Origin of the sequence: Pigmentiphaga sp. NML080357, from assembly GCF_002188465.1 — a bacterium.
Lineage (GTDB): Bacteria > Pseudomonadota > Gammaproteobacteria > Burkholderiales > Burkholderiaceae_B > Pigmentiphaga.
Genome location: NZ_NINW01000030.1, coordinates 87,658 through 97,283 on the forward strand (window position 1 = coordinate 87,658; position 9,626 = coordinate 97,283).

Here is a 9,626-nt window from a genome sequence, read left to right on the forward strand (position 1 = left end):
TCATGGGGAGGCTGTCGTGTCCGACCCCAACGGGCTGACATGGGCAGCCAGCCTCGTGTCGCTGGCGGTCGCTATCCCCACAGCGGGGCACGCGGTCATCTACAAGCGTGACCCGCGCTCGGCCACGCTGTGGGTGCTGCTGATCGCGTTGTTGCCGCTGGGCGGTTCGCTGCTGTATGGGCTGTTCGGCATCAACCGTTACCAGCGGCGGGCGCGGCGGCTGTTTCCGGGGGCAGATCCTGCTGTTCGGCAGGACCTCGCGCCTACGATGCCCCAGGCCGTATCGGCGCCGTTTGCCGGCCTGGCGCACCTGGTGGGACGTGCCACCGGCCAGTCGCTGACCAGCGGCAACCGCATCGAGCCGCTTGTCGATGGCGAGCAGGCCTACCCGGCCATGCTCGCCGCCATCGAATCGGCGCGGTACAGCGTCGCGCTGGCTTCGTACATCTTCGACAGCCAAGGCATCGGGGCGCAGTTCGTCGATGCGCTGCGCCGGGCTCATGAGCGCGGCGTGCAAGTGCGGGTGCTGATCGACGACGTCTATGCCCGCTGGAGGCCCCGCAGCGCCTACCGCGCCTTGCAACGCGCCGGCGTTCCGGCGGCGACGTTCAACCCGACGTTGATTCCCGCGCGCCTGCATGCCGCGCATCTGCGCAATCACCGCAAGCTGCTGGTGATCGATGGCGAGACGGGTTTCACCGGCGGCATGAACATCTTCAGCCCGTATTGGCGGCCCGATGCGCCGGAGCAGGCCTGTCACGATTTGCACTTTCGTCTGCGCGGGCCGGTGGTTGCGCATCTGATGCGGTGCTTCACCGACGATTGGTGCGATACCACGGGCGAGCGGCTCAACGAGGGTTTCTGGGGCGAACCGCCCGCAACGGCTGATGAGCAAGGAACCTCTTGGGCGCGCGGCATCGAGGCCGGTCCCGATGAGGCCCTGGACCGGCTGCGCTGGACCTTCATGGGCGCTTTGAGCGCGGCGAAGCATTCGGTGCGCATCTGGACACCTTACTTCGTGCCCGATCAGCCGATGATCGCGGCGCTGAGCACGGCCGCGTTGCGCGGCGTGCGCGTCGAGGTGCTGACGCCCGCAAACGGCGACCATCCCACGGTGCAATGGGCCGCGCGCGCCCACTACTGGCAGGTGCTGGAGCACGGTGTACGCATCTTCGAACGGCCTGGCCCGTTCGACCACAGCAAGCTGATGCTGATAGACGGCCAGTGGTGCTGCCTGGGTTCGGCCAATTGGGATGCGCGCAGCCTGCGCCTCAACTTCGAGTTCAATGTGGAGGTGTACGACACCGCGCTGTCTACGCGGCTGGAATCCCTTTTTGATGCCGCCCGTGATGCATCGAACGAGATATCGGCCATGGCGTTGCGCGCCCGCCCGCTGGCCATCCGCTTGCGCGACGGGGTGGCCCGTCTGTTCACCCCCATTCTCTAGCGGCACGACTTGCGAGGAACATTGCCCATGGAAAAGAAAGATCAATGGAACATTGGCTACTGGATCGTCGCCGGCCTGTTGCTGCTGACGCTGCAGAACTACTGGCAGGCGGCCAAGACCGTCGAGCCCGTGCCCTACAGCGAATTCGAGAAGGCGCTGGCCGAGGGGCGCGTCGCCGAAGTGCTGGTGTCGGACCGCACGGTCACCGGGCGCCTGAAATCGCCGGACAGCCGGGGCAAGACCACCATCGTGGCCACTCGCGTCGAACCCGACCTGGCCGAGCGGCTGTCCAAGTACGACGTGCCTTACGCGCGGGTGGTGGAAAGCACCTGGCTGCGTGATGTGCTCTCCTGGATTCTGCCGGCGGTGGCCTTCTTCGGCGTCTGGTTCTTCCTGTTCCGCCGCTTCGCCGAGAAGCAGGGCATGGGTGGCTTCCTGAGCATCGGCAAGAGCCGTGCCAAGGTATTCATGGAGAAGAACACTGGCGTGACCTTTGCCGATGTCGCTGGCGTCGATGAAGCCAAGGCGGAGTTGGTTGAGATCGTCGATTTCCTGAAAAACCCGCAGGATTACGGCCGCCTCGGCGCGCGCATCCCGAAAGGTGTGTTGCTGGTTGGCCCGCCCGGCACGGGCAAGACCCTGCTGGCCAAGGCCGTCGCGGGCGAGGCCGGGGTACCGTTCTTTTCCATCTCAGGCTCGGAGTTCGTCGAGATGTTCGTCGGCGTGGGTGCAGCGCGCGTGCGCGACCTGTTCGAGCAGGCCCGCGGGCAGGCGCCGGCCATCATCTTCATCGACGAGCTCGATGCGCTGGGCCGCGCGCGCGGCGTCGGCGGCCCCATCGGCGGCCACGACGAGCGCGAGCAGACCCTCAACCAGCTGCTCACGGAGATGGACGGCTTCGACAGCTCGGTCGGGCTGATCATCCTCGCCGCCACCAACCGCCCCGAAATCCTCGACCAGGCGCTGCTGCGCGCCGGTCGCTTCGACCGTCAGGTGCTGGTGGACCGGCCCGACAAGAAAGGACGGCTGGACATCCTGAAAGTCCACGTCAAGAAGGTGACGCTGGCTCAGGATATCGATCTCGAACAGGTGGCTGCGCTGACCACGGGCTTTTCGGGTGCAGACCTCGCGAACCTGGTCAACGAGGCCGCGCTGGCCGCGACCCGGCGCAAAGCGTCCGCCGTGGAGTTGCAGGATTTCACCGCCGCCATCGAGCGCATCGTGGCGGGCCTGGAGAAGAAGAACCGAGTGCTCAATCCCAAGGAGCGGGAAACCGTGGCCTATCACGAGATGGGCCATGCGCTGGTGGCGCTGGCGCTGCCCGGCACCGACCCCGTGCACAAGATCTCAATCATCCCGCGCGGCATCGGCGCGCTGGGCTACACGCTGCAACGCCCCACCGAAGACCGCTTCCTGATGACGCGCGCCGATCTGGAACACAAGATCGCCGTGCTGCTGGGCGGTCGTGCGGCCGAGAAGCTCGTGTTCGGCGAGCTGTCCACCGGGGCTGCCGATGACCTCGCACGGGCCACCGACATTGCCCGCGACATGATCACCCGCTTTGGCATGGACGAAGGACTGGGCTACATCGCCTTCGAGGCGCAGCGGCCCCGCTTTCTCGATACACCGGAACTGGCCCAAGGCGGCTGCCGGGTGGCCGAATCGACCCAGGCGCGCATCGATCAGGCCATCCGCGACATCGTGATGGGCGTGTTTGATCGTGCATACCGAATTCTCGAAATTAACCGAGAAGTGCTGGAGCGGTGCGCGCGCGAACTGCTCGCACGGGAAACGCTGGATGAATACAGCATCCGGCAACTGACGCAAGGGCTACAGCTCGAATCCCCATGTCACAGCGGCCCAACTGCCGGAGCCATTACTTCCTCTGTGTCCCAAGGAGCCACCTCATGAGTGACAGCATTCATATCGTCTGCCCACACTGCCAATCCATCAATCGCGTGCCAGCCAACAAGTTGGCAGAGAAGCCCAATTGCGGGCGGTGCCAGCACCCGCTGTTCACCGGAGAACCCATTGATCTGACCACAGCGACCTTCGCCCGTCATCTGGAGCGCAGTGACCTGCCGCTGCTGGTTGACTTTTGGGCGCCGTGGTGCGGACCGTGCAAGATGATGGCGCCGCAGTTCGAGCAGGCAGCCTCCCTGCTTGAACCCAAGGTGAGGTTGGCCAAGGTAAATACCGAGGCCGAGCCTCACCTGGCCGCCCAGTTCGGTATTCGCAGCATTCCAACCCTGATTTTGTTCCGAGGGGGACATGAGGTTGCACGTCAGGCGGGCGCCACGGGCGCGCAGGACATTATGCGCTGGGTGGCTTCGCAATTGCCCCGATGATTCAGGTGCAATCGAGTCGTCTTCTCGGACTCCCCGTTCCATTAACGTTTCATTGAAAGAGAGAGCGCAACGCTTATGCATAAAGAATCTGGCCACACGGCCCTTGACAAGATGCGCTCCCAGTGGCGGTTGATGACGGTTTACGAGCGCTTCGAGCAGGTCGTTGCCATCACGCTTTCGGGCGTCATCGCGTTGGTAATTGTGATTGCGCTGATTCAGTTGATTCGGCTGGTGTTCACACTGCTCGTCATGGATGCGCTGAATCCACTGGATCATAAGGTTTTCCAGCTGGTGTTCGGTGCCACCATGACGCTGCTGATCGCCATGGAATTCAAGCATTCGATCGTCAAAGTGGCTCTGCGCAAGGAAAGCATCATCCAGGTCAAGACCGTCATTCTGATCGCGATCCTGGCACTGGCCCGCAAGTTCATCATCCTAGAACCCGACGTTGATCCTGCCAAAGTGGCCGCGCTGGCGGGGACGGTACTGGCCTTGGGTCTGATCTATTGGCTCATGCGTGAACGCGATGACCGCAAGAGCGAGTAATGGAGGCATGACCCCCTATGGTCTAGTCGGCCGACACGATGCCAGGTCGAGGCACCGCTGGCTCAATCGCTTTCAAACCGCGCTGCTGGTTTTGACCCTGGTGGGGATCGCAGCTGCCGCTGGCAGTCTGCTGTTCGGCGAGATTGGCCTTTGGCTGGCACTGGCAACATGCGCATTGACCCTGCTGATCGAACCTGTCGCCGCCTCCGCGATGACCTTGCGTCTGTATGGCGCCCGTCCCTTGCGCCCTGATGAAGCCCCCGCAATCTGGTCGTTGCTGCGAGCGCTCGCAGCTCGCGCAGGATTGCCGAACACGCCGGTTCCGTACTATGTGCCCAGCGACATCGTCAATGCCTTTGCCACCGGCTCCAGGCGCCTTGCCTCCATTGCCCTCACCGATGGCCTGTTCCGCAGCCTGAGTATGCGCGAACTGCAAGCCGTGCTGGCGCATGAAGTCGCGCACATCGCTCAAGAAGATCTTCGTGTCATGGGCTTGGCCGATTCGATCAGCCGGCTCACGAACCTGCTGGCGTTGTTGGGTCAGGTCGCGCTCCTGATCAGCATGCCAGCCTTGCTGGTCGGTGCAGCAGAAATTAACTGGATTGGCTTACTGTTGTTGGCCGCTTCGCCGCAACTGGCACTGCTCGCACAGTTGGGTCTGTCACGTGTGCGAGAGTTCGATGCCGACCGGATGGCAGTAGAGCTGACGGGAGATCCGCACGGGCTCGCCTCGGCGCTGGCGAAGATCGAGCGGGTGAGCCGCTCGTGGCGAGCCTGGTTGTTGCCCGGCTGGGGGAATCCCGAACCGTCCTGGTTGCGCACGCATCCGGCGACAGAGGATCGTATCGCGCGCCTGATGGCGTTGGCGCCTCAGCCATCGCAGGCCCTGCCGTTCCAAACGGAATATCTCGCGCCAAGGTCGTTCGCCCCGATGCGCCCGCCACGCCGGGGCCTGAGCGGCCTTTGGCGCTAAATCACTCGAAAGGAACCCCCGCCATGGCTTACCACGATCCTTACCCACAACGCCCAGCTCCGGATCATTTCGTCCGGCGGTGGCTCTTCATCACTGCGTGCGTTGCCGCACTCATGCTGTTCTGGCAGTTCCTGCCCGCCATCGAGGCCTGGTTCAGCCCGCGCCAAGCCGCTGAGCGCACCGTCACGCCGCGTGGCGATCTGGCCGCTGACGAACAGGCCACCATCGAACTGTTCGAGAAATCCCGGGCATCGGTGGTCTACATCACGACGTCCCAACTGGTACGAGATGTCTGGACGCGCAACGTCTTTTCCGTGCCGCGCGGGACGGGTTCGGGTTTCATCTGGGATGACGCCGGTCATGTCGTTACCAACTTTCATGTGATTCAGGGGGCGTCGGAGGCCACTGTCAAACTGGCCGACGGCCGCGATTACCAAGCCGCGCTGGTCGGCGTGAGTCCGGCCCACGATATCGCGGTGCTCAAAATCGGCGTCGGTTTCCAGCGCCCGCCCGCCGTTCCGGTCGGCACCAGCGCAGACCTCAAGGTGGGACAAAAGGTGTTCGCCATCGGCAACCCCTTCGGCCTGGATTGGACACTCACCAACGGCATCGTGTCCGCGCTCGATCGATCGCTGCCCGGGGAATCTGGCGGAGTGACCATCGAACACCTGATTCAAACCGATGCCGCCATCAACCCCGGCAACTCGGGTGGGCCGTTGCTCGATTCGGCCGGCCGCCTGATCGGCATCAACACAGCGATCTACAGCCCTTCCGGTGCATCGGCTGGGATCGGCTTCGCCGTGCCGGTGGACACGGTCATGCGTGTGGTGCCACAACTCATCAAGACCGGCAAATACATCCGTCCGGCGCTTGGGATCGAGGTAGACGAGCAGCTCAACCGCCGATTGCAGGCACTGACCAGTACCCAAGGCGTGTTTGTGCTCCGTGTCGCCCCTGGCTCAGCGGCGCAAAAGGCGGGGCTGAGCGGTATCACCGTTGGCCCCGAAGGCATCGTGCCGGGAGACCGTATCACAGGCATAGACGGCGCTCCCGTCGACGATGTCGCCAAACTGCTCGCACGGCTTGACGACCGAAAGGTAGGAGATGTTGTGGTCTTGTCAGTTGAGCGGGCCGGTAAACCACGGGAAGTGCGAGTGGAGTTGCAACCTGGCGCCTGATCTGGAGTTGAGGACTTCTGGGGATCGGCAAAGAATAGCGATGGGATGCATGAAGTATTCGCGCCGCAGAAACTCGATGCCCTACACTTTGGTGTCCAGTAAGGAAATTTCAGCCTCTCGTCGCGCGAAGAGTCCCGGCAGCACTTTGCCGCCACCATAGACCCATCGACGCAGCTCTGTTGCGGCTGCACCCCAGTCTCGTTGGTTGATCCGCCGTCGCAGCGTCGAGGTCTGCAGCCGCCCCGCCCCGAGGTTGAACGTGAAGTCCACGATGGCAGCGAGCCTGCTCTCTGGCTCTGTGGCCAGCACCGGGCAGTAGCGCAGCGTCGCGGCGAGTGCCGATTGCAGGTCGCGCGCCAGATAGACCTCAGCTTCTGCCTCCGTGATCGGCGAATGCTTGGGATCGCAGAGATGGCCGTACCCAATCGTCCAGAACCCTGCTGGGCAGATATAGGGAACGGCAGTGATCTCGATTCCGCGCTTCACCTTACGCTCGAATCCCTCAAAGCGCTTGGCCAGTTCGATGGCCGCCTTCGGCACCTCGATCACGGCCGCACCCGGTCAAATACGCGCCCGAGGAACCAGAAGTTCAGCACCCCGGCCCAGAGGGCTTGGTCTGCCTCCGTCCAGGCATACAGGATGGCAACGCCCCAGCCTGTGCCACCTGTCACAGCGGCGGCGACTGTTGCTGTTTTGGTCGCACAGTACAGCGCCATGAACCAGTAGGTGATGACCGGGCGGACGCTGGAGCTCAGCGCATCGGCCCAGCGCACACCGGTTTTCTCGCCCTGAGTGCGAACGGCTTCGCGCAAGGTTTCGATGGCTCCGACGTTCCATGCCGCGTCGGCACCCGCGCCGATTTCCGACATTCGCTGCGCGCCGCGCAGCTTCTCGAACTCCAGCGCCTTGTCCTGCATCGCCAGTTCGTGGCCACGCTCTCCCTTGCGGTCAAGCCATTTGAGGATTTCAGGTGCAAGACGGAAGGCCCCGCCGAGCAATCCTCCGAGCAGGGTCTCGATCATTGCGAGCCTCCCATGAGCTTGAACTTGATCGCGGCGCCGACCAACAGCGCGGCCAGCAGGCCAGTGGTCAGCACCTTCACGAAGGTCTGCCAGGCGGTGCGACGGGCGTCGCGCCAGGCATCAAGGAGGTCGCGCAGCTCGCGGATGTCGCGGGCGGCACTGCCGTTCTCCAGGCCCAGGTGGGCGAGGCAGCGCTCGGCACCGCGTTCGGCGGCGCAGTCGAGCAGTTCCTCGAAGTCCTCGCGGCGCAGCAGGACCATGTTCTCGACGAGGGCGGGTTTGGCGTCTTCGGTCATAGGTGGTCTCCAGAAACGAAAAACCCGCCACGTGGGCGGGTTCGAGATAGTGGGGTGGGGATGCGGTTCAGATGGGCAGGCCGGCGCTCCAGCCGGTGGGCTTGTAGACGGCGAGCACGTCCTCGTCCTCGATGAAGCAGGTCCAGCCGATCTTCGGGACGTAGAAGAACCACGCACCCTCAAGGCGCACTGCAATCTGCCCGGCCTTTCCGGCCCACGCGCCTGTGGGACTGGATGCCACGATGTAGCGCTCGCCGTTCGCTGGAGCGGTCGGCGGGCTTGCCAAGGTGCGCGACTTCACCGACAACTGCAGCACCGCATCGAGCAGTTTCAGGTTGGCATCCATTCCGGTGTTCCATCCCGACTCGCGGGCGCTCCAGCCGTAGTTCATGCCCAGGTTCGGGCCGATCAGTGCTGCCATTTCATTCTCCGTAGGTGGCCCCGTAGAACATGCCGTAGCCACGGCACTCGGGGATGTCGATCTGCTGGGCCTGCCAGCTGGTGTACCCGTCGCGCACCGCCTCGACCTTGACGGTCAGTTTTTCGTTCGGTCGGTTCAGGCCGCTTTCGGCGACTTCGGTGGCCATTGGATAGGTCCAGTTCGTGCCGGTCACTCCCGTTTCTACGTGCTTGAGCGTGCCGGCCTCGCCATAGATCCGCACGGTGTACGTCGTGCCTGGCTCCGGCCCGATATTGGTTTCTCCCTGCGTCACCAGATAGGAGGTCTGCAGTACCCGGCTGCGGTGTGCCCAGCTGACCGTCAGTTCCCCTGTGATGTGACTCACGGTGTAGTCAAGGTTGTTGACCCTGAACCTGCCGGGTGGATAAGGCCTGATCTGCCGCTTGGCAAAGGTGTATCTGATCGAGGCGGCCGAGGCTTCCGCCAAGCGCCCCATCCCGGTCGCGGGCAGCACCTTGGCTTGCACCGTCTCGCCGCTCAGATACTGGGCCGTGGTGTAAAACTGCCCACCTTCGACGAAGTACAGCCGGGTGCCGGCCGCGTGTTTCGCGGGTACCGTATCCAGCACGCCGCGATCCACCGACACGGTGCCGGCCGCGACATCGATTGCCCTGACCGCAACCAGTTCTCCGCCGAGCTGCGCGTAGGTGTCCAGCGCCACTAAATCCAGATCGACGCTGTAGAGGACATTCAGCACGGTTTCGGTTTGCCCGATGTCGTTCGCCAGCACGCACGACGGGACGAAGTCGCCGACACCGATCATCTCGAAAGCCGCCGAGCCCTGCCGGGTCAGTACCGTGTAGTTGATGGCTGCATTCGAGGGCCGCACGACGGAGACAGACAGGAATCCGCCGTCCGGATCAATCTCGGCCTGTGCGGCGGCAGACTCGCCGGTGAGCTCGCGCACGAGGGTCCAGTACGGCAGTTCGCTCACCGACACGAAATTCGCCGCGATCGGCGCTTGCCGGGGATCGGCCCAGCCGCTCTCGGCGGGTGCGAGATAAACGGCATCAGGCAGGCCGAACACATCCTCGACACAGGTGATCCGCACCCGGCCGTCGGCCAGCGTCCCGTAGCTGATCTGCGCGACCCTAAGGATCAATTGCTCGATCCGCAGCTCGGGCCAGGAGAATCTGAACACGTCGCCGATGTTGAGGCTGGCGGCCGTGCGGTTGGCCACCAGCGTGACCTTCGCCAGAGTGGACGAAAGCTGACGTAGATCCCGCATCGCGAGGCGTGCGGCTAAGGCGCCGTTGGCCACGCCCTCGTAGCTGACCTTGGCATCCTTGATTTCCCCCAGGGACCGTTCAATGCCGGCGATGTCCTGCACCGAGATCGACACACTCTTGTCGGTCG

At 63.7% G+C, this 9,626-nt stretch carries 11 protein-coding genes; 6 read left to right on the top strand and 5 right to left on the bottom strand.

Annotation, left to right across the window (positions count from 1 at the left end):
• Positions 1-16 precede the first annotated feature (16 nt).
• The 6 genes from cls to CDO44_RS13465 all read left to right on the top strand — a co-directional run bounded on the left by cls (position 17) and on the right by CDO44_RS13465 (position 6,492).
• Positions 17-1,447 carry a cardiolipin synthase gene (cls, locus tag CDO44_RS13440; protein WP_087780726.1) on the top strand — a complete coding sequence of 477 codons (1,431 nt, stop codon included), beginning with the start codon at positions 17-19 and terminating at the stop codon, positions 1,445-1,447.
• A gap of 27 nt (positions 1,448-1,474) precedes the next feature.
• The gene (gene ftsH / locus CDO44_RS13445) at positions 1,475-3,358 is read left to right on the top strand and encodes an ATP-dependent zinc metalloprotease FtsH (protein ID WP_087780727.1); all 1,884 of its coding nucleotides are present in this window, start codon (positions 1,475-1,477) and stop codon (positions 3,356-3,358) included.
• Positions 3,355-3,795, top strand: coding sequence for a thioredoxin TrxC (gene trxC / locus CDO44_RS13450; RefSeq protein ID WP_028914928.1), 441 nt, complete (start codon positions 3,355-3,357; stop codon positions 3,793-3,795). The genes ftsH and trxC overlap by 4 nt, the downstream gene beginning before the upstream one ends.
• Positions 3,796-3,870: 75 nt before the next feature.
• Complete coding sequence (locus CDO44_RS13455; RefSeq protein ID WP_087780728.1) at positions 3,871-4,341, top strand: phosphate-starvation-inducible PsiE family protein; 471 nt, start codon at positions 3,871-3,873, stop codon at positions 4,339-4,341.
• Positions 4,342-4,348: 7 nt separating this feature from the next.
• Positions 4,349-5,314, top strand: a complete 966-nt coding sequence (locus CDO44_RS13460; RefSeq protein ID WP_034050554.1) for a zinc metalloprotease HtpX — start codon at positions 4,349-4,351, stop codon at positions 5,312-5,314.
• A 23-nt stretch (positions 5,315-5,337) separates the two neighbouring features.
• Positions 5,338-6,492 (top strand): S1C family serine protease, encoded by a 1,155-nt coding sequence (locus tag CDO44_RS13465; RefSeq protein WP_062739406.1) that lies wholly within the window; start codon positions 5,338-5,340, stop codon positions 6,490-6,492.
• Positions 6,493-6,573: 81 nt separating this feature from the next.
• Here the strand turns inward: CDO44_RS13465 and CDO44_RS13470 are convergent, their stop codons facing one another.
• The 5 genes from CDO44_RS13470 to CDO44_RS13490 form a co-directional block, all read right to left on the bottom strand.
• Positions 6,574-7,041, bottom strand: coding sequence for a lysozyme (locus CDO44_RS13470; RefSeq protein ID WP_170265834.1), 468 nt, complete (start codon positions 7,039-7,041; stop codon positions 6,574-6,576).
• Positions 7,038-7,514 carry a hypothetical protein gene (locus tag CDO44_RS13475; protein ID WP_053821292.1) on the bottom strand — a complete coding sequence of 159 codons (477 nt, stop codon included), beginning with the start codon at positions 7,512-7,514 and terminating at the stop codon, positions 7,038-7,040. The genes CDO44_RS13470 and CDO44_RS13475 overlap by 4 nt, the downstream gene beginning before the upstream one ends.
• Complete coding sequence (locus CDO44_RS13480; protein ID WP_087780729.1) at positions 7,511-7,810, bottom strand: DUF6127 family protein; 300 nt, start codon at positions 7,808-7,810, stop codon at positions 7,511-7,513. The genes CDO44_RS13475 and CDO44_RS13480 overlap by 4 nt, the downstream gene beginning before the upstream one ends.
• Before the next feature lie 67 nt (positions 7,811-7,877).
• A complete protein-coding gene (locus CDO44_RS13485; RefSeq protein WP_053821294.1) occupies positions 7,878-8,231 on the bottom strand; it encodes a DUF2793 domain-containing protein in 354 nt (117 codons plus the stop codon).
• A 1-nt stretch (position 8,232) separates the two neighbouring features.
• Positions 8,233-9,626: phage tail protein (locus tag CDO44_RS13490; protein ID WP_233146172.1), on the bottom strand; the 1,394-nt coding region annotated here is incomplete at its 5' end.